The 25,934-nt window shown below is 35.0% G+C and carries 17 protein-coding genes; 11 read left to right on the top strand and 6 right to left on the bottom strand.

The genetic code is table 11. The features are described from left to right. Positions 1-23: 23 nt before the first annotated feature. The 11 genes from trmB to P856_RS00195 all read left to right on the top strand — a co-directional run bounded on the left by trmB (position 24) and on the right by P856_RS00195 (position 14,705). Positions 24-725 carry a tRNA (guanine(46)-N(7))-methyltransferase TrmB gene (trmB, locus tag P856_RS00245; protein ID WP_227028672.1) on the top strand — a complete coding sequence of 234 codons (702 nt, stop codon included), beginning with the start codon at positions 24-26 and terminating at the stop codon, positions 723-725. Between the two features lie 157 nt (positions 726-882). Beyond that, positions 883-1,386: a ribosome maturation factor RimP gene (rimP, locus tag P856_RS00240; protein ID WP_025300186.1), complete on the top strand. Its 504-nt coding sequence runs from the start codon at positions 883-885 to the stop codon at positions 1,384-1,386. 87 nt (positions 1,387-1,473) lie between these two features. Further along, positions 1,474-2,985, top strand: coding sequence for a transcription termination factor NusA (nusA, locus tag P856_RS00235; protein WP_025300185.1), 1,512 nt, complete (start codon positions 1,474-1,476; stop codon positions 2,983-2,985). Between the two features lie 90 nt (positions 2,986-3,075). After that, a complete protein-coding gene (locus P856_RS04135) occupies positions 3,076-3,660 on the top strand; it encodes a DUF448 domain-containing protein (protein ID WP_158380564.1) in 585 nt (194 codons plus the stop codon). Positions 3,661-3,731: 71 nt separating this feature from the next. Further along, positions 3,732-6,350 (top strand): translation initiation factor IF-2, encoded by a 2,619-nt coding sequence (gene infB / locus P856_RS00225; protein ID WP_420885839.1) that lies wholly within the window; start codon positions 3,732-3,734, stop codon positions 6,348-6,350. Next, positions 6,307-6,795: a 30S ribosome-binding factor RbfA gene (rbfA, locus tag P856_RS00220; RefSeq protein WP_144079710.1), complete on the top strand. Its 489-nt coding sequence runs from the start codon at positions 6,307-6,309 to the stop codon at positions 6,793-6,795. Before infB ends, rbfA begins: the two co-directional genes overlap by 44 nt. Positions 6,796-6,815: 20 nt before the next feature. Beyond that, the gene (gene truB / locus P856_RS00215; RefSeq protein ID WP_025300181.1) at positions 6,816-7,742 is read left to right on the top strand and encodes a tRNA pseudouridine(55) synthase TruB; all 927 of its coding nucleotides are present in this window, start codon (positions 6,816-6,818) and stop codon (positions 7,740-7,742) included. 967 nt (positions 7,743-8,709) lie between these two features. Continuing rightward, positions 8,710-8,979 carry a 30S ribosomal protein S15 gene (gene rpsO, locus P856_RS00210; RefSeq protein ID WP_025300180.1) on the top strand — a complete coding sequence of 90 codons (270 nt, stop codon included), beginning with the start codon at positions 8,710-8,712 and terminating at the stop codon, positions 8,977-8,979. Positions 8,980-9,355: 376 nt separating this feature from the next. Then, the gene (gene pnp / locus P856_RS00205; RefSeq protein ID WP_044214815.1) at positions 9,356-11,476 is read left to right on the top strand and encodes a polyribonucleotide nucleotidyltransferase; all 2,121 of its coding nucleotides are present in this window, start codon (positions 9,356-9,358) and stop codon (positions 11,474-11,476) included. A gap of 649 nt (positions 11,477-12,125) precedes the next feature. Next, on the top strand, positions 12,126-12,665 hold the full coding sequence (gene ppa, locus P856_RS00200) for an inorganic diphosphatase (protein WP_025300178.1): 540 nt from the start codon (positions 12,126-12,128) through the stop codon (positions 12,663-12,665). A gap of 1,014 nt (positions 12,666-13,679) precedes the next feature. Then, positions 13,680-14,705, top strand: a complete 1,026-nt coding sequence (locus P856_RS00195; protein WP_025300177.1) for an aspartate-semialdehyde dehydrogenase — start codon at positions 13,680-13,682, stop codon at positions 14,703-14,705. Between the two features lie 653 nt (positions 14,706-15,358). Here P856_RS00195 and P856_RS00190 read toward each other — a convergent pair. The 6 genes from P856_RS00190 to P856_RS00170 form a co-directional block, all read right to left on the bottom strand. Further along, a complete protein-coding gene (locus P856_RS00190; protein WP_227028671.1) occupies positions 15,359-16,633 on the bottom strand; it encodes a M16 family metallopeptidase in 1,275 nt (424 codons plus the stop codon). A gap of 2,243 nt (positions 16,634-18,876) precedes the next feature. Next, positions 18,877-19,467 (bottom strand): LolA family protein, encoded by a 591-nt coding sequence (locus tag P856_RS00185; protein ID WP_227028670.1) that lies wholly within the window; start codon positions 19,465-19,467, stop codon positions 18,877-18,879. A 1,923-nt stretch (positions 19,468-21,390) separates the two neighbouring features. Further along, positions 21,391-21,549, bottom strand: coding sequence for a hypothetical protein (locus P856_RS04445; protein WP_158380563.1), 159 nt, complete (start codon positions 21,547-21,549; stop codon positions 21,391-21,393). Positions 21,550-23,249: 1,700 nt separating this feature from the next. Beyond that, positions 23,250-24,089: a phytoene/squalene synthase family protein gene (locus tag P856_RS00180; RefSeq protein WP_158380562.1), complete on the bottom strand. Its 840-nt coding sequence runs from the start codon at positions 24,087-24,089 to the stop codon at positions 23,250-23,252. Positions 24,090-24,133: 44 nt separating this feature from the next. After that, positions 24,134-25,300 carry a 2'-deoxycytidine 5'-triphosphate deaminase gene (locus P856_RS00175; protein WP_264357528.1) on the bottom strand — a complete coding sequence of 389 codons (1,167 nt, stop codon included), beginning with the start codon at positions 25,298-25,300 and terminating at the stop codon, positions 24,134-24,136. Positions 25,301-25,505: 205 nt separating this feature from the next. Continuing rightward, the gene (locus P856_RS00170; protein WP_044214809.1) at positions 25,506-25,910 is read right to left on the bottom strand and encodes an Mth938-like domain-containing protein; all 405 of its coding nucleotides are present in this window, start codon (positions 25,908-25,910) and stop codon (positions 25,506-25,508) included. Positions 25,911-25,934 lie beyond the last annotated feature (24 nt).

Below are 25,934 nucleotides of genomic sequence, written 5' to 3'. Positions count from 1 at the left end.
TACCGATGTTTGAGTTAAATGTTGTGTCTAAAAAACGGCATCAGTTATTTGGGAGACGTAAGGGTCGTAATTTGAGTGCAAGTATGAAGCTTCTAATTGAGCAAGAATTACCTTGTCGCTTGGTTCCGGTTTTCGAGTCATCAGTCGCTATTGTTGAACCTAGCGAATGGTTCCCCAATAAACCTAGCGCGGTTTGGTTAGAGATTGGTTTTGGAGGTGGTGAGCATTTAGCTTGGCAAGCGATGAAAAATCCGACTGTTGCTTTGGTCGGATGTGAGCCATTTTTAAATGGTATTGCATCCTTGCTACGTCACCTTAGCAAAATTGAAGGTGATAGGGTACGTATCTATCCGGATGATGCCCGTGATATGCTTGACCTATTACCAGATCAATGCCTGGAGCGTATCTTTATTCTCCACTCAGACCCATGGCCAAAGCGACGCCATCACTATCGCCGTATCATCCAACATAAGACTATTGATCAGTTGTACAATTTATTAAAGCCTGGCGGAGTTTTACGCATGTCAACCGATCAGCCAGACTATGTTATTTGGATTTTAGCTCGTATAACTGCTCATGCAGATTTTCGTTGGACTGGAAGATCTATAGATGATTTTACTCAAAGCCGAAAAGACTGGCCAGAAACCCGCTATGAAGCAAAAGGACGTAAAGAAAAACGTATTCCTACTTATATCGAATTTTGTAAACCAGTTGAAGCAAATTGAATAAACCACTAAGCTTGCTTAGGTGCAATGCCACGCTAACCTTGCAACTTGGATAAATTGGATATACATTAAGGAGTTTTTTAACCAGCTAATGGATGAGTGGAGTAACGGTTTTACTTATTAGTTGGTTAGTATTTTATTTATTGAGTATATTCAGGTGAATGCAGATATTAAGCGCATAAAAGATATTATAACTCCTTCTGTCAAGGCCATGGGCTTTGATGTTTTACAAGTAGTTATTATAAGTGGTAAAACACCAACTTTACAGATCATGGTAGACCACAATGAAGGTACATTGATTTCTCTCGATGACTGTACTACAATTATTCGCACATTATCTCTTCTGCTTGATGTGGAAGATCCGATCACTGGAAAATATCGATTAGAAGTTTCTTCACCTGGTATCGATCGACCACTGACTAGGCTTAAAGACTTTCAACGCTGGATTGGATTTGATGCTTGTTTTAATATGTCGACTTCAATCGAGGGATGTAAGCGGTTTAGTGGTCGAATAAAAGGTATAGATAATTACAGTCGGGTACAAGTTGAGTTGAAAGATAATACTCACACAGTAGATCTACCATTCGAAGAAATTGCACGAGCTAAGCTGGTTTTGACAGATGAGCTCATCGAGTCAAGTTGCCCATCTAAGCAAGGCTAGTTTTTATAGTGTTTAGGTATAGTGTGTAATTAGGGCAACCTGAAATATGCTAATTGTTTCCTGGGTTGACAAAGGATTGACAAGCTTATGGATATCTCCACGACACCCAAGTTAGAACTAATTCAAGTCGCCGATGTAGTTGCCAGGGACAAAGGAATTGATCGCGAAGAAGTTTTAATCGCCATGGAGCAAGCAACCCAAAAAGCCGGTAGATCGAAATATGGCCCTGATCATGATATCCGTGCAACTATAGACAGACGTACTGGAGACATAACCCTGAAGCGCTGTACCACGGTAGTAGATGGAGGGGTCGAGGATGAATCAGCTGAGATAACACTAGATCAAGCTAAAAAGATTGATCCTGAATTAAAAATTGGCTCAGTGATTGAAGAACAGCTGCCGCCAATTGATTTTGGTCGTATAGCAGCTCAAACTGCTAAACAAGTTATAGTCCAAAAGGTTCGTGAGTTTGAACGTAAGCGCCAATTTCAGGAATATAATAGCAAAGCTGGTGAAATTATAAACGGCGTTGTTAAACGTGTAGAATATGGCAATGTCACAGTTGAAATACCACGCGCTGAAGCTGTGGTACGCCGCGATAGGCTGTTGCCAAGAGAAAATTTTCGTCAAGGAGATCGGATACGTGCTTATATTGAAAATGTAAGAGAAGAGCAGAGAGGCCCACAGATCTTCCTATCTCGTACCCATCCGGAATTCATGCGTAAACTATTTCGTCAAGAAGTACCAGAAGTATACGATGGTATTATTGAAATCAAGGCAGTAGCACGAGATCCTGGTTCTCGTGCTAAGATTGCGGTACAATCATATGATACTTCAATCGATCCAGTTGGTGCTTGTGTAGGGATGCGTGGCTCCCGTGTTCAAGCAGTTGTAGGAGAACTACATGGTGAAAAAATTGATATTATTCCATTTTCTGAAGATCCTGCAACGTTTGTGGTAAATGCTTTAGCGCCGGCGGAAGTATCTAAGGTTGTACTTGACGAAGATCAAGGCCGTATCGAAGTTGTAGTCCCAAATGAACAACTCTCTTTGGCCATTGGTCGTCGAGGCCAAAACGTTCGTCTTGCATTCATGCTAACTGGGTGGGATATTGACATCCTAACTGATCAAGAAGAATCTGATCGGCGCCGAGAAGAATTTCGTCAACGCTCGGAAGCTTTCGTTAGTGCTCTAGATGTTGATGAGGTTATCGCTGGCTTGCTTGTCACTGAGGGATTTACTTCAGTAGAAGAAATTGCTTTTACTGAAGTAAAAAATCTTGCCGAAATAGAAGGATTTGAAGCAGATATTGCTAGAGAACTGCATACTCGTGCATCTAATTTTATCGAAGCCGAACGTCGTCGTTATGATGAGCGCCGTCGTGAGTTAGGTGTAACTGATCAACTTGTAGAATTAAATGCGTTTACCCCGACTATGCTAGTAGTCTTGGGTGAAAATGGGATAAAAACACTGGATGATGTTGGTGACCTAGCAAGTGACGAATTACGTGAAATTCTGCCTGATGCAGAATTTGATGAGAACACAGCTAATCAAATTATAATGAGCGCTCGCGCTCATTGGTTTTATGAAGAAAAATGATAAATTTAACACGCGTGCATAATAATGGGATGCAAGTCGTAGTTAAGGATAATGGCTCTGATTCCAGAAGTTAAATTCAAAAACAGAAAGATGTATAGTAACCGCTTTTGTTTTGTTAGTCGTAAATGTCAGTCACGTTATGCGATGATTCGCTTTGTCATAGGATACGGTGAATTTATATTACCGGACATTGAAGAGAAGCTACCCGGACGAGGAATGTGGATTTTTGCTGATCGTGAGATGATTAGTTGTGCAATAGAAAAAAAGCTTTTTGCATGGGCTGCTAAAAAACCAGTGAAGGTAGATAGTAATCTGCTAAATATGGTCGAATCTTCGCTTAAGCGACTTTGCTTAAAGACTTTATCCCTTGCCAAACGTTTGGGCTTGACTATAACTAGTTATCCTAAAATACGAGATATTATTGAAGCTGGAGCGCCAGGCTTGTTGTTAGAAGCAATGGATGGTACAGAGTGTGCTAGAAGACCTCTAAGGGCTATAGTTGCTTCACATTCTCTAGTTTCCTGCTTAACGAAAGCAGACATTACTGAAACATTTGGACGAAAGCATGTGCTATACACTTTCGTTCAATCAACTCCGTCAGTTAATTGTTTAGCAAACAAATTGCTCCGGGATACTATGAGACTTGAAGGTGTACGTTTAAAAAAATCTAAGTAATATAAAAATTTAAGTAATATTTAGACTTTTATAGAAAGTTTCTTAGGTAATGATAGCCTACTCGTTGATGGATGGATGATGTGCGAAAAGACAATATGTCTAGCAGCAAAGAAGAAGATCGCAAAAAGCTTAGCCTTGCTTCTAACAAAGAAACGCTCTCTATAGGCAAATCGATGGAAACTGCTCAGGTTAAGCAAAGTTTCTCTCATGGTCGCTCTAAGACAGTACAAGTTGAAGTACGTCGACGTCGAATGTTTAATACACCTTCTGCATCACCTCACAAGGGTAAATCGAGAATAGGTAGGCAAAGCGATCGCGAGTTAACTGCTGAGGAACGCGAGGTTAGATCTCGCATCCTTGAACAAGCGACAATAAAACGTCCAGAAAATCAACTAGATGTCGTGAACAAGGTGAAATTGCCAACAGAGCCAGACGTAAATATTCTAACTAAGCCTTCAAAAATTGTAACAGCACAGTCAGATATTGCTCCGATAAGTCGTCGTCAAACTGAGATGGATGAACTACGTAAGATTAAAGACACTGAAGCTGCAATAAGAGCTATTGAAACTTCACGTATTGCAGAAGGGGAAGCTAATCGCCAAGCTAAAGCAGCAGCTGAACGTGCAACTGCCCGTCTAAACCGCGAGACTACAGTAGCTACTGAGATAGATGATGAGAGCAAACGTAAACGTGGTGGTAGTAATAAAGAATCCTCTACCAAGCGTTCTTCATCTCGAACACGTAGTGGTGGTGCTGAACGATCTCGACGACGCCAGGGTAAGCTTACTATAACTGATGCATTGAGCGAAGATAGTTGGCGTATGAGGTCACTTGCCTCAGTTCGTCGTGCACGCGAACGTGAGCGTAAACGTGGCCGTAGCAATCCGGGAGAATCGATCAGACAGTCACGTGATGTAATCGTACCAGAAACAATCACAGTCCAGGAATTAGCTAATCGTATGGCTGAGCGCGGAGGTGATGTAATCAAAACGCTTATGAAAATGGGCTTTTTAGCAACTATTAACCAGATGCTTGATGCCGATACTGCGGAACTAGTGGCTCAAACATTAGGACATAAGGTACGCCGAGTGGCAGAATCTGACGTAGAGCTTGGCATGGCTGGCGAAGAAGATAGTTACGCAGATCTGCAACCACGTCCGCCTGTAGTAACTGTTATGGGTCACGTTGATCACGGCAAAACCTCTTTACTGGATGCTATTCGTCAAGCGGATGTAGCCTCCAGCGAGGCTGGAGGTATCACCCAGCACATTGGCGCTCATCAAATTGAACTACCGTCAAGAGATAAAATTACTTGGATAGATACACCAGGACATGAATCTTTTACTGAGATGCGAGCCCGCGGTGCTAATGTAACCGATATCGTTTTGCTAGTAGTAGCAGCTGATGACGGCATTATGGCTCAAACTATCGAGGCAATACGCCACGCTAAAGCTGCCAATGTTCCAATTATAGTTGCAGTTAATAAAATTGACAAACCAGAAGCTGATCCAGAACGTGTGCGTACTGATCTGCTACAACATGCGATTGTGGTCGAGGATATGGGAGGTGATGTTCAAGCAGTTGATGTTTCAGCACAGACAAAACATGGACTAAGCGTATTATTAGAGGCTATAATCGTTCAAGCAGAAATACTCGAACTAAAGGCTAACCCAAACAGAGCTGCATCGGGTATAGTAATTGAAGCTAAGGTAGAGCGTGGTCGTGGTTCCGTCGCTACTGTACTAGTTCAACGTGGTACATTAAGAACAGGGAATGTTTTTGTGGCTGGTGCAGAATGGGGTCGCGTTCGTGCCTTAATAAACGATCGTGGTAAGAGTGCAGAGATTGCTATTCCAAGCGATCCTGTTGAAGTTCTCGGATTACAAGGTACCCCAATAGCTGGTGATGATTTTGTTGTGGTTGAAAACGAAAATCGCGCTCGAGAGATTGCTAATTATCGACGACGGCGACTGCGTGAAAAAAGCGCTACAGTTGGTAATCGTAGCACAGTAGAGCAAATGTTATCGGCTATTAAATCGAGTGAAGCTGCGGAATTGCCACTAGTGCTCAAAGCTGATGTACACGGATCACTAGAAGCTATCCGGGCAAGTATAGAAAAAATGGAAAACCGCTTGGTCAAGCCGAGAATTCTACATGCCGCCGTTGGTGGTATTAGCGAATCTGACGTGTCTTTAGCTCGTGCTTCAAGTGCTATTGTAGTAGGCTTTAACGTCTGCGCTAATCCTCAAGCAAGAGAGATGGCGCGTCTTGACGGGATGGAGCTTCGCTACTACTCTATTATTTATGATTTGATTGACGATATGAAAACCCTGTTAACTGGCATGTTGGCGCCAGAATTAAATGAAGAGTTTTTAGGGTATGCTGAGATTCGCCAAATTTTTGACATTACCAAAGTCGGTAAGGTAGCAGGCTGTATGGTTAGAGAAGGTGTAATTAAACGAGCCTGTAAAATAGTTCGTCTGATCCGTGATAACGTGGTGATTCACGAGGGATCTATGAAAACGCTAAAGCGATTTAAAGAAGAAGTTCGCGAGGTTCGTGAGGGCTATGAGTGCGGTATAGCTTTTGAGAGTTACGATGATATACGAGAGGGCGATCAAATTCAATGCCTTGATTTAAAGGAGGTTGCTCGAACCTTGGAGCAAGTTCAACAGCAAACATCTGCTTGATAATGCTTTAACCGATAATATTAACGTGGGGAGTTATATGCTCAATCACTACAAGCTCAATCACTACAATGGCCAAAACTACCGACAATTGCGTGTTGGTGAGTGTATTCGTAGGGTCCTTTCAAGTGTTTTAAAAAGCGGTAAATTATACGATCCGATTTTGTCCAACGTACCTATTACACTTTCTGAAGTTAGTCTCTCATCTGATATGCGCAATGCTACGGTTTGGGTGATACCATCAGTCAATGAACAGACGGAAAAAATTTTACCTATACTTAAGCGAGCTTCTGGACAACTTTCTAGTGAAGTAGCTCGTGCGGTACGCATGAAATTTACTCCAAGATTGATCTTTAAACGCGACACAGCTTTTGACTCATCTCAGCGTATGGCAGATATCCTAAAAGATCCAGTAATTCGACAAGATGTGGAGAATGCTATTAAATGAAATAACGGATAAAGCGATTTATGCCATATAAGAAACGGGGTGAACCATTTCATGGTTGGTTGGTGCTTGATAAACCTACCCACATCACTTCTGCAAAAGCAGTGTACGCAGTACGTGAAATCTTCAACGGAGTTAAAGCGGGCCATGCTGGTACTCTTGATCCTCTAGCAACTGGAATCTTACCTATAGCTCTAGGCGAAGCTACTAAAACTGTTTCCTACGCAATGAATAGTAGCAAAGACTATACCTTAACTGTTCGCTGGGGTGAAGCGACCACTACGGATGATGCTGATGGCGAAATTGTAGAAACTAATGAATTAAGGCCAGATGTTACAGCTATATTAAAAATTATGAATCGTTTTATTGGTGTCATAGAGCAAGTGCCACCGAAATTTTCTGCTATAAAGATAAACGGAGAGCGTGCATACAAGTTAGCTCGTTCCGGCAAAGAATTTAATCTAAAATGCCGATCAATCAATATTATTGACCTAGTTTTACTAGACATACCTACTCGTGATGAGGCTAGTTTTCAAGTCACTTCGGGCAATGGTGCATATATGCGTTCACTTGCACGTAATTTAGCTCAAGCTCTTGGAACAGTTGGACACATGCGCAATCTGCGCAGACTACGCGTAGGGCCGTTTTGCATGAATCACGCGATCACTCTCGATCAAATAAAAAATTCAATCAACAAAATCCACCCTTCCAATTATTTATTACCAATTGAAACTGCCTTAAAAAATATGCCGTCGCTTGCTTTGCAAGCAGCTGAAGCTATAAGACTAAGCAACGGTCAAGGTATCCCAATTCATACCTTGACCGATTATTCCAAATTATATCAATTACAGGAAAATGATCTAATTTACGTTATCAGCAACACAATACCGATAGCTATAGCGCGAATTAAAGACGGTACTGTTCGCCCGGTGAGAGTACTAAAACTTTAGTCATATGTTAAAAATCATGATAAAGCAAGTAATATTATCTTCTGCATACAACCTACTTTAAAAAAAGTAGGATTTACAGTAATTATTTTTCTCCGTGTTATAATAACAGGACTCTTTTTTAAAGTAGGTTGTATGCAGATAAATAGTTTTACTGTAATTTAAAATTAACTTGAATAACATCAGCAATATTTCTCAATCAAACTTATTAAAGCCATAGCTAAATTTTTATATTATATTTTTGAGTTTTTCATATTAACAAAGAAATAATTGCAGGGAAATTAGTTTATCATTAAAAAATGAAAACAGATCTTCAACCTAAAATCCAATTTAATCTAATATTCTACGTAGTAAATAGCAGCAAATATCTATATCACAAAACGCGTTTTGAGTACGCCAAATGATAATTGAATAAATGATAGCTAATATCGCTTAATACTAAAAATACAAATTATTTCAAATAATTTTTAATAATATAAGTACATCTTTATCAATATTGATAAAGATGTACTTATATTATTAAATCATTGATAATGATGTACTTATATTATTAAATCCCTATTAAGTTCGTATTTCTAATAACATTCGCAAACTATAGCCTTGCATTTATTGTCAATATTTAATAGTATGGCGAAACTGTTGATATAATTTGATAGAGTATATTGTAGACAATTAGTTTTTAAATAGTTTTTTCTAAAAAAAAATAAGGACTACATTGCATTAATTTCATTATCAATCTAATAATTAATCTTAAGATGTATGACGTCTTACGTCATGATCTTCAATTATTAATAGTGCTCTCTTGTCTCAGCAAACATTCAATAGATCAGGTTAGCGGCCAATAGATACGTTAAAATTTAATTAGCTAATTAATTACAAAACAATAAATATCTAGCGATAAATATGGAAAATATTACATCGCATTTAGATAAAAATTTATAAAAATACTAACTGGTTTAGGAGCAAGAGATTGTCAATTACAGCTGAACGTAAAGCCGAACTGATCAAAAAATATGCACAAAAAGAAGGTGATAGCGGATCACCGGAAGTGCAAGTAGCTATTCTAAGTGAACGTATTCCTAATCTTACCGAACATATAAAAATGAATAAACACGATTTTCACTCACGCCGTGGGTTGATGATGATGGTAGGTAAGCGTCGCCGTCTGCTGAATTATCTGAAAGAAAAATCTAAGAATCGTTACTCAACATTAATTAATAACTTAGGCCTCAGACGCTAATACAACAAGGGATATGTTAAGGTGGATGGGTTGGTTAAAAGCACAAGAAAGTTAAGGTCTGGGCTAACATATAATGATTAAAAATTTATGCTGTTATCTAGCCTAGCATGCGCTTGACTAAATTACTATCCATTGCAAAATACGCATGCATAAATTAAAATACAAGAATCGTATCTGTAATTTCTGGATTATGGTGCAAGAAGCGTTTATCTTTTTTCTTCATCGCAAATTTAGTCTCGAGTTTCCTTTAGCTAACCTATGTGTAGCATGCAGTGAAATTTTGTTGCCTACTTCGTTTACTAGCATTCCTCCGATACGGTTTTACTAGTAAGAAGAGGTAAAAATATTGTATATTCATATTTGAAACTAAAGGATAATAAATATGTTTGAAGTATACCGTAAGGAAATTGAATGGGGTAATCGAACCTTCTCCTTTGAGACAGGTAAAATTGCACGCCAAGCAGATGGTGCAGTTCTTGCTCGCTATGGAAATACTGCCGTTCTATGCACTGTGGTCATAAATAAAACTCAACGCCATGATATAGATTTTTTCCCGTTATCAGTGCATTACCAGGAAAAAACTTATGCCGCAGGTAAAGTTCCTGGTGGCTTCTTCAAGCGAGAATCACGTCCAAACGAGAAAGAAACACTCACATCACGCTTAATTGACCGACCGATACGTCCATTATTTGTCAATGAATTTAAAAATGAAGTGCAAGTTATCTGTACAGTGCTTGCTCATGATCTAAAAAATGATCCAGATATTGTTGCAATGCTCGGCACTTCTGCCGCTTTGTGTTTGTCTGGCGCGCCGTTTTTAGGCCCGATTGGAGCTGCCCGTGTCGGCTACAGTGATGGTCAATATATTTTAAACCCAACGATAGATACTGCTAAGAAAAGCGAGCTTGATTTAGTACTTGCCGGCACTCAAGAAGGGCTGCTTATGGTAGAATCTATGGCATATGAGTTGTCTGAAAAAGTAATGCTCGATGCTATTAATTTTGGGCATAAAAGTTTTCAGCCAATGATCGACGCAATAATAGAACTTGCTGAAGCTTGCGCAAAAGATCCTATGGATCTACCAGAAACTAAGTTAGATATCAAGGCAATACGAAGAAAACTAGAAGCTTCTGGTAAAGCTATGATGGAAACTGCCTATGACGAGCCTAACAAGATTAAACGACAAAATAAAATTATAGACGCTAAGAAAAAAGCTATTGAGTCAATTGATGATTTGCTAGAAGAAGAAGTAGCAAATACTTTATTGAAAAATATAGAATCTGATATTGTGCGCAGTCGCATATTAAATACCGGTAAACGTATCGATGAGCGCAATACCTCCACTATTCGCCCAATAGCTGCTGAAATTGGGCTGTTTCCACGACTTCATGGATCCGCTCTTTTTACTCGCGGTGAAACACAAGCTATGGTGATTACCACCCTGGGTAGTAGTCATGATGAACAGATAGTCGATGCCTTAGAAGGAGAATATCGAGAACACTTTTTACTTCATTATAATTTCTCAGCGTTTTCAGTAAACGAAGTCGGGCGCATGGGCCCTCCTGGGCGTCGTGAAGTTGGTCACGGTAAACTAGCCTGGCGTTCTCTAAAACCTTTATTACCTAGCAAAGAGCATTTTCCGTACACCTTACGAGTGGTATCTGAAATTACTGAAGCAAACGGCTCTTCTTCGATGGCAACTGTCTGCGGCGCATCCTTATCTCTTATGGATGCTGGTGTGCCTTTAGTTCGTCCTGTAGCTGGCATAGCTATGGGACTAATAAAAAAAGGTGAAGAATTCGTTGTTTTATCTGACATATTAGGTGACGAAGACGAATTGGGTGATATGGATTTAAAAGTTGCCGGCACTAACAAAGGTATAACTGCTCTACAAATGGACATCAAAATCACCTCTATAACAATCGAAATCATTAAGATTGCGCTAGAGCAGGCAAAGAACGGTAGGCTGGACATCCTCAACGAGATGAATAAGATTTTACCGATTGCTCGTGAACATGTATCAAAAACGGCACCAAAGATGAGATCGATTAAAATTCCAGTAAATAAAATACGCGATGTCATTGGTTCACGTGGTAAAGTAATTCGCGAAATTTGCGAAACTACCGGTGCTAAAATTGATGTTGAAGACGATGGCAACGTTAAAATTGTTGCAGTAGATAAGATCGCACTGGAGGCTGCGCATAACTGGATTTATTCACTCATCTCTGAGCCAGAGATAGGTAAAGTCTATGACGGTAAAGTAGTTAAAACACTTGATTTTGGTGCTTTTGTAAACTTTTTTGGCTCAAAGGATGGTCTTGTTCATATCAGTCAGCTAACGCGAGGGAAGCGTCCTGAGACTGTTTCCGAAGTAGTTAAAGAAGGTGACAAAGTTAAAGTTAAGGTCATTGGCTTTGATGATCGCGGCAAAGTTAAACTTTCTATGAAAATTATAGACCAGGATACTGGTAATGATTTAGCAGATAATATTAAATAATCATTTATAATATAACAAGAAATGAAAGCGCGACATTAAAATAATAGGACATTGCCCCACTGTGGTAGTAAAGCATCATTTTTACAAAAGTAGCCCTTATAGCTTAATCGTAGTTTAATTTTACTGAGTTTGTCGCTTAATCTATTGTTAAATGCGCTGGCAAAAGATAATACAAAGAATAGCTTGCATATGCTTATTTGCCTATATATTAAGATATATACATCTTATTAATCCATGTTTTTAGTAAATACCTAAAATGTGTTTTACGGATTTTAGGTATTTTGGGCTGCAATCTATAATATATTACTAGTTACTATGGTCGCATAAAAATGCAACTACATTTTTCTGTAATCTATAATTCTCGTTAATATCAATATAAATCAAAAGATTTAATATAACTGAATTTCTAATTTATTATTAATTCTTAAGATATTAAATAACAACAACTATTTTAATCTTTATCATTGCAGTCTTTACAAAAAATTAATTATAGTAAAATAATATGCATTATAGCTTATACGTATATTGACTATTTATATTTATATAGTTCTCTCTACAAGAGAGAGGATACTTTTCTAGACCAACAGATCAATAGTTTTTATGTACTATATTTTACTAGCTATCCTGATTTATTTTGGAGAATTAAATTATGCGTATATCTCAAATTCCTATTGGTAAAAACCCGCCTCACGACATAAATGTACTAATCGAGATATCTCTTGGTTCCTATCCCATAAAATATGAATTTAATAAAGAAAGCCAAGCTTTATTCGTTGACCGTTTCCTACACACAGCAATGACCTATCCTTGTAATTATGGCTTTATACCCCACACTCTGGCTAATGATAAAGATCCTATAGATGTGATGGTGGTAACTAACAGCCCGATTATGCCAAAAGCAATAGTTAACGTTCGCCCGATTGGTCTATTAATCATGGAAGATCAGGAAGGCATGGACGAAAAAATCCTTGCTGTACCGACTGATAAATTACATCCTTATTACACGAATGTAATTTCATGGACAGACTTGCCAACGATTTTAACAGAACAAATAAAGCATTTTTTTACTCACTACAAAGATCTTGAACCTGAGAAATGGGTACGCATCGATCGCTGGAAAGGAGTAGAAGAGGCTTTTAAATTTATAAGCGATGGAATTAAATCTGCTAGCAATAAAAACTCTCCATGAGATCTATGGATATTTTTAGGAAAAAATTGATATTAATAATAAATAAAATTATTAATATCAAAGGGCATTAAATAATCCAATTTCTACGGCGGTAAGCTTGAATTTAATAGTATATTGTACTATTAACAATTGACCATAATGATTAGTATTAGCTTAGAACATACATTTAGCAATGTTCCTCTTGCTAATTTTATTAGTAAAAAACTTTATTTATTTCGCACGTCTATTAGATTACTGAAAATTCGCTAATTTGAATAAAACTTTTAACAAATTTAATCAAAAAAATTATGCTAATTACTACGTTTTAAGATAACTTTATCAGAAGTTACAAAATATTAATTAATTTAACCATTAACTTACTGATCGCATAAACTATGACATATGACACTATCCATTTTTGATTGATAAGTCGATGGACTGATTATGAATATCGCCATTCTATTATCCTAACACCTCCAACTTAAAAAGGCTAAAGTAGTATTTTTACCAAAGAAGAATATCTTCTTAGTCAATTAGTGCACAGAAATATAATTCATTATCAGTATTTATAAACAGTTTGATTAGAGGTGTATAATGAATCCCAATTAAGATTAATGTTAAGATATCTTAAACAAAAAACTAGCGTCACAAAATATTCTTTATATTTGTTTAATTTAAGCTATTTAGGCTTTTACAATATACCACATTTAGTAAGTAAGCAAATTCAGATCAAAAGTATTAGCTAGTAATTTTTAACAGGTAAATACTAAAACAACGTGTTATTTATTCATTAAATTAATCTTTTAAAGTAGTAAAATATTACTTACAATTTCCTTAATTTAAAACAATAATTTTTATGACTCAATTCTTGTGTTATTTATTTCAACAAACAACATTTTTACGCTTACCGTTCTGAAACACCTATAATAATAAAATATTTTTCCTCCGCTTCAATGTCAGCTGCAAGGTATGTTAATCAAAAAAAAGCTAATACCATTGCGTAATAGCAGCACCAGATATTCCAAAGGAAATAAAATGAACTATACAATTGCTGTTGTAGGGGCCACGGGCGCTGTTGGTCGTGAAATGTTAAGCACGCTAGCTAGGCGTAATTTTCCCACTAACAAAGTTATTGCCCTAGCTTCGGACTATTCTGCTGGAAATCTAGTATCCTATGGAGAGAATAAAACTTTAGTTGTCGAAAAATTAGCAAAATTTGACTTTTCTAAAATAGATATTGCATTGTTCTCTGCAGGTAAGAACATTTCTCTTGAGTATGCACCAAAGGCTAGTCAATCTGGTTGCGTTGTAATTGACAACAGCTCTGCATTTCGCACGGACCCAGAAGTACCACTAATAGTACCAGAAGTAAACTTGGAAGCAATGTCTTACTATGACAAGAAGAATATAATAGCTAATCCAAATTGTTCTACAGCTCAAATGGTCGTGGCGCTCAAACCAATACACGACTCTTTTTGCGTAAAACGAGTACTTGTTGCCACTTACCAATCAGTCTCAGGCGCTGGTAATGACGGAATAGATGAATTATTTAAACAATCTCACTCAATCTATCTAAATAACCCAATTAAATCCAAAACTTTCACTAAAAAAATTGCTTTCAACGTCATTCCTCACATCGATAATTTTATGGATGACGGATTCACTAAAGAAGAATGGAAAATGACGTTTGAGACAAAAAAAATCCTTGATCAAGATATTGAAGTTGTTGCTCACTGCGTACGTGTTCCAGTTTTTATTGGCCATTCCGAAGCAATTTTCATTGAAACCAAAAAGCCAATTAATCCTGAATCAGCTCGTCAAGCTATGCAATCTTTTCCTGGCTTAGTAGTAGTTGACAACCCATCAGAAGCGAGCTATTCTACGCCGCTAGATAGCGCAGGCAAGGATGCAGTTTATGTCAGTCGCTTGCGTAAAGATCCTACTGTAAATAATGGCTTAGTGCTGTGGTGCGTTAGTGATAACCTCCGAAAGGGTGCTGCACTAAACGCCGTTCAGATTGCTGAAAATCTGGCAGCTAACTTTTTAAAAAAAAATCCTTAGTTCGTTTCAATTAAGCCTTCCTTAGAGGAATAATTTAGCAATTAAAGAATATAATAACTACCGCTATTGTACAAAAGTTTTATAGATGTAACATTTAGAGAAATTAATCTAGGAAACAACAGATCAGATATTTCCCTATTTACCAACTTAATTGTAAGTTTTACGTTAAAGAAATATAAATAGGTAGATTAATATGTCGACTAAAACAAGTTAGAATTAGTTATCTCAATAATAAAATAAGCAAATTATCAGGTATTATCGATAATAATAACAACTATTTCTTGGGCTAAGATCTATAGTCAAGAAATAGATAAAAACCCTAGCCTATATTTAACTGCATAAAAACTAATTATAGCAGAAATTTTAAACTATTACGGCTTTAATTTTTAACCGAGCACTAATGCTCGGCTATTTAGTTTATTTAGGTAATCAAAAAACATAAATAATTATAGCATAACTATCTATGCATAAAAACAAATTGCTTAATAGATGACAATACCACTATTACTTAAAAATCAGCTTTTAGGCATAACAGATGAATTATTTTTAATAAATCACTAAAATTGTATTAAAGAGCAAAATAAATCGTGCTTCTACTACTAGATTAGCTTTAACGTATTATAATAAAACAAACAATATGTCATATATAAAAACTAACTTAGTCGCGCACAAATCTTATCGTAATTTTCAAGCGTCTTTGTAAGACCAATTGAAGTAAGCGTTGGGGGATTTTTAAGCAACCTCCTTACCATTCGACGTATTGAAGATTGATCTACCGCCTCAATATTATCTATAATATTTGTTAAATTAGGAGCTTTGCCATGTATAATAAAATAGTTTGCTAAATGCTCACTACGTGAGTTAGTACTTTCCCGACTCATTAGCAATGATGACTTGATTTGAACCTTTGCTCTAGCAAGCTCGCTTTCATTTAAAGTATCTGGAATTGACATAAGCTGATCACAAACTATTGGAATTGCATCAACCACTTCCTTAACACCAGTCCCAAGATAAACACCAAGTAAGCCATCGTCTAAATACGCAGAAGTAAAAGAATAAATAGAGTAGGCAAGACCCCTCCTCTCTCTCACTTCTTGAAACAAACGAGAAGACATACCACCGCCATAAATTACTGATAAAAGCTGAATAGTATAAAAATCTGGATCAAAAAAAGAAGTTCCTCTAAATCCAAGAATAATGTGAAGCTGTTCTAATTCACGTTCTACTCTTATTTCGCCACCAACATAATGGCAAAAATCTAGTGCTTTCGTCGTTATTTTTGGTAAAGCAGTAAAGCATTCTGCTGCTATATCAACCAATCTTTCATGATCAACTAGACCAGCCACCGCTAAAACACAAGATTCCGACCCATACATCCGTGCTATGTAATTTAGGAGCAATTGGCGTTTTATTGAACGTACTACTTCCACGCTACCAAGCACAGGACGTCCTAAACTTTGATTGGGGAATGCTGCAGCCTGAAAATAATCAAAAATAACATCATCAGGAGTATCGTTAATCTGAGCTATTTCCCGCACAACAACTGATCGCTCGCAATCAAGTTCCGATATATCAAAAACAGAATTCTGTACTATATCGGCTAGTAACTCTACTGCTAACGGAACATCACCAGATAGTACTTTTGCATAGTAGGCAGTTTGCTCGCGCGAAGTATAAGCGTTTATATGACCACCAACATTTTCAATCTCACGAGCAATAGTCACCGCATCGCGCTTGACTGTACCCTTAAATAACATATGCTCAATTAAATGAGCTAAGCCATTTTCGGAAGATTTCTCATGACGAGTGCCTACACCAATCCATAAACCGACAGACGCAGTATCTACAGATACCATAGAATCGGTAGCTACAGTCAGTTTGTTATCAAGTGTAGTTACATGCATGCTTGGTAAAGAAAGTTTACTCAAAATGCTATCCTACCCAACGCTTAATTTAAACATCACAACAGCAAAACGCACTCAATGGTTCAAGATGAACCTATCTACGACTCTAATTATATAAGTACTATATTAATAGTATGATTAGTCTAGTAAGTAACCACATTAGCGCATTATCTTAATCCATTCATTAAACTCATTGTACGTATATAAGCGAAAAATAACTACTTTAGACCAAAATCATATAAAATACACTATATTTCATATATACTATCTTAAAAACATCGAATATAACTCGAAGAGGTTATAAGTTTATATCAAACAGACTATGCAAAAAATTAATATTTTCTGTACATTAAATATAAAACAAATAACAATATTAGCGCAGTATAGATTGTATGATCGCATAACGAAAGAGAAGAATTAATTTTTAGCTTATATAGAGGATAAATGAGATTTATTATTCTTTGATTAAGCCAAGAAATAGCTTAAAAACTAATAGCAAGCCAATAAACTAAAATCAGGTAAGTCTTTGCACTTCATATAATTTTTTAATTAGATAAAATAATATCTTGCTAATAATCAATACGCAAATAACACACAATTAATGTTGTAGAAGATCTATTCTGCATAGACAACATTTTCTCAGTATAATATTTTATAAAAATAAAAAACAGAATATAGCGTTTAGATCAATTAAATTGCCCACTAAGATAATAATAATTTAGATAATCTATAGTCAATAAATTACTATTATCTTAGTTTTAATTTATAAAACCTAAAATGTAAACGAATATATATCAGAATATGCTATAGCATTATTAGCTATTAACATCGACTGTTAAAAACACTGCCTCCTCAGTCAGAGGGAAAATGCTTAGGATAATATTTGTTCAACGACTGAGCTAAATTTTATGCTATCCTATTAAATGTTAAGAATAATTCAGCTAGCCGCTTAAGTTCATAAGCAATCAAACATTTATCATTTACCAATTAAAGCCACACGCAATAGATCAATCTAACTAAAGAGCAGATCAATGATCTTAACTATATAATACTTACAAATCTGTAGTAAGCGATTAAAAGAATCTATCATGCAGGTAATCCTTATCTATGTTAGCCTATAAAACAAATTATTATGCAATAAACAGCTATCAGAAATAGCCATTGAGTACTTAAGTGCATCATCTATTTTGCAATATATTATCTGTACAATAATTAAAAATACTCGCCGTAATTTTTAGGTTTTACTCAAAGATGCTGTAATATTTTACAATGAATCTTGCTTATATTTATTAGCAATAAGCATAAGAAAATAAATTATTATTATATAAAATAATACGATAAGTAAAAAATAGCCTAATTAAAATATTAATTAAAATACTACTGGTATTTTAATACCATGATAATAAAATGCAAAGTGCTTCATCAAAATAATAATTAAAGCAGTACGTAATAATAAAAATTTTTATTATTACGGGCACGTAATCAAAAATGCAATCATCTGCATAACAAATATTATTGAGTTAAATGATATGCTATAATCCCTACCAACGAAAGCTAAGAGCATCTATCAACAAACTAATTATCCGCAAAAACTCCTCAAACAGCTATTTGAGTTATGCATAACTCAAATATTATTTAATAAATATGTTATAAAAATTAATAAAGACAACTAACGATTTGCTGTAATAAGAATTTATACTTTACATATAACACAAATTGTATCAATCAACTATTGATCGATTATCATCAAAAATTTTGTCAATATATTTTCGTATAATATCAATAGATTATAATGTTATATAATCATCCGTTAGATATCATAGACTAATTTTTATAATAGATTGATTTCATTTTTAATTGAAAAGAATATAAAATATAATGAAATATTATGTTAAGATGAATTTTAAACTTAATTCTAAATATCCACTAAGATTAGATAATAGTAAATTAAAATAAAAAACAATATAAAGATTTATATGTAGGATACATTCTAATTAAATGTAGCAGAAATAATATTTTTACTTAAGTAAAGTCAATAAAAATAATTTTAGTGCGTTGTTTTAGTGTTAGGCTTTGATTTGTATGAATATAATGCATTAAATATTTTATTTATAATCATTAATTTAGCCACAAGATAAATACTACAAAATTTTATATTCAAGCTAATAAATAAAATGATAATCTATAAAAATAGTATAGTGGAATATTGTGAGTATTATTTTATATTTAAATATATAAACGTTAAATTAAAATAACATATTTATCTTTCAGTCTTCCGGTCTACCAAATTTTTGACCAAAATCTTTCGGAAGCCAAAGCTTAGAAGGTAAACTTATACCAAAGACAGGATTAAGCAACACAATTCTAATTTCTGAACCGTTATTATCAATGATACTCCATTGTTTCAACAATAAAGGATTAGCTTGAAAGGCAAATATTATCTTAACTTGTCCTGAATCACCCCGTTGATAAAGCTGTAAAGAAATCATATTACAACTTTTGTGCACATCTTCTATCACCAAATCGTCTGCAAAGCTAATGTATTTAGAAAGTAAAACAGAGAGTGGTGAACTTATTAAAGGAATTTGAGTGCTTTGTTTCAGTTCATTATCTTGGTAATTGACCCAACCACCATCAGAGGTAATCAGTACTGGAGAGGGCGGATCATATTCAAGACGCATTTTACCTGGCCGCTCAATCCATACCACGCCACGAGCAATTGAACCGCTAGAGTTAATTTGTAAAAAATCTGAATGCATAGTAGTAAGCTGATTAAAATAATTTTCGATACGCTTAATCTCCTGCGTCTGTTTTGCCGTCATAGTTTCACCAAGAGCAGAAGCAGCAGTTCTTGTCAATGCAATAAAAAAAATAACAAAAAACCAATAAAATTTATTTAGCATAAAAATTTATTAAATTTTACCCCAACGGTGAACTCTAACTAAGAATGTTTATAACAAATTTACTATTTACAACACAGAGCGTATACTACTCAGTATCTCTAATTTTAATAAGGCAATGCTTTATCAACTAAAAACTCAAGTTTGCCTACATGATTACTTGTGTTGATTACTCCTTTATACTTCATTTATTTGATAAATACAGTTGCTCGACAATAAATAATTTTTAGGCAGCGTTGTATTAAGCTATTCTATAATTCACTATTACCTAAAACAATGGCAATAACCTAAACATACAATAGTATTCATCCAATTAAATTCTCTATCTTCAAATAAGTCTATACATCCTATGATAAACTATACTAATTGATAAATTTTTGCGTATCTAAAAACTACCAGCATCAGCTTTACCTAACGCACTATCTCTTTTATATTCTTTATCGGAACAAAATGCACCATCCACTTTAAGTAATTTATCCACACACTAGATGTCAAGCATATCGCTTATTCACAAAAGCTGTTATTGCCTCATATCACAAAAATGTTCCGGCTATCAATTTTTAAGCAAAAGAAAATAAAATACGAACAAAAAAATTATCCTTATTTTTAATAAAAACGATAATTACATCAAACGATGGAACTTAATTTGCTCTAATAAGCTAAATACACTAAGAAAATCATGCTATCGTTTGAGTAAGGCGTTAAACAGCAACCTTAATCGCTTTCCCAGCAATTATCAGTAGATGAGTGATCTTTGTGAAAATGAGAACAATATTAAGAGAGCGTTACCAAGGCGGTAGGTTTGATTTATTACTATCTACGTCCAATCGTGCTTACGTAAAACGCTTTAATGCATAATCTTTTTATCCTCAATTAATTAAGGCATTATAACCTCGATGTTCCTAATATCAAGATTGGAGCATAATAACTTATCGATTCTTTATCTTTTAAATCCCCCATTTTAATCTAACAATTCCTTTTTATGAGACTTCATAAAGAACCCATTATAAAAGATAAGGCATACCTTCATAGACTAATAATTCCAGCATTTTTGAATCAATCATGATCAACGGTAGCACTCAAGAGATAAATTTGTAAAGTAGTGCAAATATCATTCTGAGAAAATAATATAGATTTTTTTGATCCGGTAGTCTACACATAAAAAGATCTGGTATAGTAATAAGAGCAAATACTATTAGCTCCATTCTATATCCTTACCAAGCGCGATAGGCAAGTTGTATGCTGATGATTGCATAGCCTGGATTCTATAACATATTGAAAATATATATATTTTTACGTTGAAGGTTTAGTATTTTAATACCACTATCTTGCAGTCTGCAATTACATCAACGCTAAATGAAACCAAGCTTACGAAGTGAGTAATATAATTTAGATAGCTCTATAATACGCGATAGTTTCGTACAATAGTAGATTTACTTTATATGAAATGATAAAAACTGCTCCAAAGCCTACTTTATCGTAGTACAATTGATACAAGAATCAACCAATAAGGACTCAGCAAAATTACATTATTTTCATACTTTATTTTCTTATTTGTGATAAATTTTGAGAAGCATTAACAAGTTATCTGCTTCACCTTATAAGTGCTAAAAAATATTTGATATTTTTTCTAATCAATTAAGCGGATATGACAAATTGAGAGACTTGATCAACCAGAGCGTGTATTTTGTTCTCCTTTCTTAGAAGTAAAGATTATTCTTCATCTACTTTACTTCTAGTACGCTTTTACAACGTATTAGCAAACTAAAATCAATATTTTTCTTTCACATACTTAATCTAAAAGATACGATACCGTGCAGTAGAAGGGAGAAATGACAAAAGGTAAGCACTTGCTACTTCATAGATAGTAGGTCCGTTAATCTACTTATCTATAGGAGTAGTATAATCACGATGCTGATAAATCTTCTCAGCTCGATTAGTATTGTTGACTGATGAGCTAGGTATTATTACAGTGGTAATAATACCTAGCTCATCAGTCAAATTCAAATTGCAGACTTGCTCTTCGCATGTATATAGCACTGTACCTTACAATGTAAAACGCAAAATATTGCTTTACTATTGTTGCAAGACACACATGCCATGCACTTTAATCCTCTAAAATATTACAAATATATATAAAATATAAACGAGCAACTCCTAGCTTAAAACCAATAATTTTTTGATCAAGAGCATGATTTAGAAAATAAATACAAATTTAGATAAAAATAAACTTTTAGTAATGAAATTTAAAAAGATTAAAAATCTTCTAATAAAGATAAAAAACATTTATTAGTATATTCTACTAAATAAAAACGCAAAATTGATGAATAATAATTCTTAATTTAATTTTAGTACAATAAATATACCATCACATAAATCAATTCAGCAACAGACTAAGTTTACTTATTAAAAAATTTTCCCAAGATTAGTATTGACGAATAATAAATAAAAGATAATAATTTATTGCCCAAAATATTGTATATTAATCGTTAAAGATATTTAATTTAAAAATTCGTAAATGAGCAAAGTTTAAACAACTTAACACTACAAAACACGTAGAGATAGCCTGCTATGAGATAGCAATACCGATCTCTGCAGTAGAAGTAGAGTTACTAGTACACGAGAAATAAAAGAATTTTGCTTTATAGCTATTGTGCAGGGATAATTTATAAACAAAATCGGATTCAATTAATAATGAATTTTATAAACTACATAATACACTACAATAGCAAATCTGCTAGGTTATCTATATATAATTTAAAGATTTTCTTGCGTGTTATAGACTATGCCCTCCAGTATGAGAATATACTGAATTATTGCGCTTGTTATAAAACATAGAATATTTTATGATTAACACGAAATAGTCCGCATACTAAAGCTCTTATATTGTATGTGCTAATTTTACTACCATCCATTTTGTTAGAATAAAAATACTAATGATTGCTCTAAATAAAACCAACGCTATTATTGCTGAATTTTGCGACTACTTAAAAGATTAATAAGATTAGGAAGAAATTTTATAAAAATAATTTCCTCGTTTACCTTAAAGGTAAGTTAATGATGAGCGTCATGTAAAAGCACTAGACAGTATTATTAATCAAGCAATTAAGACTTCATCTAACATACATAATCAGCTAAAATGCCCTTATATTAATAAATATAAAAGTAACAAAATCATTCGCTGTATAATAGGAATAACAAGTGTTCTATCCGCAAATTCAAGTTAAGTCAAATCTCGATTCACTCAAAATATTATCCGCTCGAGATGCAAAATAGAGACTTTATCGTTATTAAAGCTTAAACAGACATAGTAAGTTCTACAACTAAATTTAACCTTTAGCATAAGTAGTAAAATTTACATTCGCAGCTGAATTCGGCTTTTAAATATCATATAAAAAGACTATTCTATTAGAAGAATATCTACATTATGTTTATACATACAGATATTTACTTTGATAAAAGTATTTAAGTTACCAAAATTATGATTGCCTTCGATAAAGCTCTATATCTTTATTTTTAGCAAACAAAATAAAGATATAGAGCTTTATACGCTAGATTAATTTTTGTTAATAATTTAATTATGCTTAATAAAACAATTGCTTACAAAATAAAGCCATATTAATAAATATAAAAATAATTGGCTAAGTTAAGATAAGCACAAAATACTTACCTATAGTTATAATTATTATGTTGTTTGCTTAAATAATTGCTGATTAAAGCAGAATATCCTATATCGATTATTAAAACTGCGAACGCAAACAAAACCAAACTGATCGCAAAACATGGCGCCAAATAAGACCTGTAGGAATCTTAGCGACAGGAAAAATTCGCGGATTATAGTATGCACGTTCAATGGCACGCGATATATCATCTGCTCGTGCTGCTAGCAGCCACATTACAAGTGCTGATTTGTGCATTAACGCAGTACCTGACAATGCAGCATTCAAATGAATTTTGCTACATTCAATGATTGGCTGACATAGCGAGATAAAATTAACTGATAAAGGATGATCTGTTAAACTGCAGGCTTTAATGCGGTTTTTATCAAGGATCGATTCTGGTATCATAACTTTTCTTACTTTATTTTTTGTTGGCATCGCGCGCACTAAATTAATAAGAGACCAAGAAGTACCAAGCTCTTTAGCATTTTCTAATTTAACTCCAAGAATACGCGCCATGGCATTAGTTATTTCTCCTCCCGTCATAGCAGCATAATGTTCAAGTGATTCCAGATCTGGTATTAATCTTTCTGATAAATCTTCTTCATACGCACTAACAACTCTACGCAAATCATCCAAGACGATCGGATAGCGTTCAGCTAATCTAGCTAATGACAAGAGTACTCCATAAGAACTAGGAATACCCGATTCAATCGCGTCAAATGATTCTTGCCACCACTGCAAACGAATAAAGCCAATTGCTGGATCACTTACTATATCAGCAATTTTAGCTATCTCATGATTAACAGCGAGTAAAGTAAATAAATCTTCACACATCTCCGGTTGGGCGAAAAGAGATACAAGATACCGCTCGCGGTCATAGCATCGCACAATTCTTGCACATTCTGTACTCTGCCTCACGATAAACTCGACAGTCCTTTAAAATATTAAATCAAAATTAATCTTTAAATATCGATGACAAAATGTTTAGCAAGCGTCATTTTTTGACCTTGATAATTAGACTTCAATGCTGTACCATAAATGATTTTAGTTTTACCGCTAGCAATACGACGATAATCTAAGCAGCTAACGATTTGTCCATGCTCTAATGCAAAAGGTGCACCATAAGATCGAACCTCAAGTACAGCTCGACTTCCTTGAGCTTGACCATTGGCCCAACCAAAACCGGGGTCAAAAAAGCCGGCGTAATGAACACGAAACTCGCCAAATTGATTGTTAAAGGGAAGCATTTCAGCAGCTAAATCAGGCGGTACAGCTAATTCTTCACGTGTACCAAGAATATAAAACTCATCCTTTTCTAATATCAATTGCCCATGATCCCAATAAAGCTGCTCCCAAAATTTACTAGCGGGATAAGTATACTTACGATCAACATCAATGACACAAGTATTTTTCCTAGCTTTATATCCTACTATCGTTCCTTTCCCCGCTCCTTGCAAGTCGATCGAACATGGCAATAGTGTACCGCGCGGCGATATTAGTATATCTCCAGCATCAACCTTAGCAAAATGACCAAGAGCGTGACGCTTGCGCACCTCCTTAGAGGAAATCTTGCTTACACCACGCTGAAAACGTAGCTGATTTAAGCGAGATCCATAACTAACAACTACATTGAATGATAATGATAGTATCTCCAAAAATAGCCTACCTTTATAGCCTTTATCAATTCGATCAAAAGCTATACATCCATCAGTAATTAAGCGTGTCAATATGTCAAGGCGGCCAATCGAGCTTTTGGTATTAGCCAACGCCTCCACATCATGTGGCAAATTGAGCGTTTCTAATATTTCAATAATATAAACACAACCACGTTTTAGCACAGCGCCCTTAAGCAAATCCAGTACTGGATCTCCTCCGTCTAGTTGAGCAATTTTGTCCATGACCGCAGCGCTTAAACCGGGCAAAAAGCTTGCACGTACTTGATAGGCTAATCTGCCAAGACGTAAATCTAAGCTAGCTGGCTGAATTTGTGAAGAATCAAAAGGGATAGCGCACTTGATTTGACCGCCTTTAATCATTCGCTTAATCTCCTGATATGGCATAATACCGCTTGTTGGTTTGCTCCAGCAGAAGTGAGTCTGATAATTATACTTGGTCAAGTTTCCTAGCACGTAAAAATTTGTGAGGTTAAATTATGATTGATTGTAGTTACATTGAAAGTTACCATTTTCCCAAAAAAAAGACTATAAAAAGGATAATCTGCCAAGATTACAGTTATTAATCTATAAACTAATAACTATTTATTTAGTTAAATCAATTAGTAAGTAAATTAAAAATTCATCTAGCTATGAACAAATCGCTAATGACTTTAAATGCTTAAACCTTTGTTAGCCAACCAATTGGCAATAAAGCTGCCGCCACTCGTCGGCCTTCAGCCAACAATAATGAAAAAGTACGACAAGCTGCATCCGTGCTCATCACTTCCGCAACAGGACCTTGCTCTCGAATACGCCAGAGCAAAGAAGGTGGGAAAAAAACCTGTCTGCTTCCAGTACCGATGAGAAGAATATCATATTTTTGTTCAACCGCAAAAACTGGAGCCAAAGTTAAAAGATCAAACTTTGACCATAAAACATCACTTTCTATGTCCCATTGCTGAATATTCTCCCGAGATACTAGGATAGGTCCAGTGTAGTTAGTATTTTTAATAGTGAACTTATCTTCAGCACAACAATGAATAATGTGCATGTTATCAGTTAGCATGGGCGTGACGTTAATCATTATCTTCTTTCCTTTTACTATTAG

It is taken from the genome of Candidatus Endolissoclinum faulkneri L5 (assembly GCF_000510265.1).
Taxonomy (GTDB): domain Bacteria; phylum Pseudomonadota; class Alphaproteobacteria; order Thalassobaculales; family Thalassobaculaceae; genus Thalassobaculum; species Thalassobaculum faulkneri_A.
This window is presented reverse-complemented; position numbering and strand designations above follow the sequence as displayed.

Bases quoted from the DNA above. Each gene is read 5' to 3' on its own strand.
- ppa (WP_025300178.1), top strand. From the start codon at position 12,126: ATGCGTATATCTCAAATTCCTATTGGTAAAAACCCGCCTCACGACATA.
- nusA (WP_025300185.1), top strand. From the start codon at position 1,474: ATGGATATCTCCACGACACCCAAGTTAGAACTAATTCAAGTCGCCGAT.
- P856_RS04135 (WP_158380564.1), top strand. From the start codon at position 3,076: ATGTATAGTAACCGCTTTTGTTTTGTTAGTCGTAAATGTCAGTCACGT.
- infB (WP_420885839.1), top strand. From the start codon at position 3,732: ATGGATGATGTGCGAAAAGACAATATGTCTAGCAGCAAAGAAGAAGAT.
- P856_RS00170 (WP_044214809.1), bottom strand. From the start codon at position 25,910: ATGATTAACGTCACGCCCATGCTAACTGATAACATGCACATTATTCAT.
- truB (WP_025300181.1), top strand. From the start codon at position 6,816: ATGCCATATAAGAAACGGGGTGAACCATTTCATGGTTGGTTGGTGCTT.
- P856_RS00195 (WP_025300177.1), top strand. From the start codon at position 13,680: ATGAACTATACAATTGCTGTTGTAGGGGCCACGGGCGCTGTTGGTCGT.